Origin of the sequence: Methylobacterium sp. BTF04, from assembly GCF_010692745.1 — a bacterium.
Lineage (GTDB): Bacteria > Pseudomonadota > Alphaproteobacteria > Rhizobiales > Beijerinckiaceae > Methylobacterium.
The window spans coordinates 1-575 of record NZ_JAAHTB010000247.1; the positions used below are offsets into that span (position 1 = coordinate 1).

At 69.9% G+C, this 575-nt stretch carries 1 protein-coding gene; it reads left to right on the plus strand.

Annotation, left to right across the window (positions count from 1 at the left end; translation table 11 throughout):
- A partial coding sequence (locus G3T14_RS24565) for a transposase (RefSeq protein ID WP_163645058.1) occupies positions 1-575 on the plus strand: 575 nt, incomplete at both ends.

The window sequence follows — 575 nt, forward strand, 5'->3', positions numbered from 1 at the left end:
AGCGGATCGCCCGGCACGTGATGACGGCCGAGAGGCTGCACGCCGACGACACCACAGTGCCGATCCTGGCCAAAGGCAAAACCGATACGGGCCGGATCTGGACCTATATGCGCGACGACAGGCCCTTTGGCGGCACCGATCCGCCGGCGGCGCTCTACTTCGCCTCGCGCGACCGGCGGCAAGAGCATCCGGACGCGCACCTTGTGGCTTGGTCCGGCATCCTGCAGGCCGACGCCTATGGCGGATACAACGGGCTCTACGATCCCGCCCGCAAAGGTGGAGCCGTCACATCAGCGCTCTGCTGGGCCCACGCACGCCGCGGCTTCTTCGAACTCGCCGACATCGCCGCGAGCGCACGGCGTGGCCCCGGCGCCGCGCCTGTGTCACCGATCGCCCTGGAGGCGGTCGCGCGCATCGATCTCCTCTTTGCCATCGAGCGCGAGATCAATGGTCTGAGCGCCGACGCGCGTCGCCAGGTCCGACAGGAGCGGAGCCGCCCGCTGGTCGAGGACCTGCGCGGCTGGCTTGGTGAGCAGCGCGTCAGGCTCTCGCGCTCGGCGACCGTCGCCAAGCCG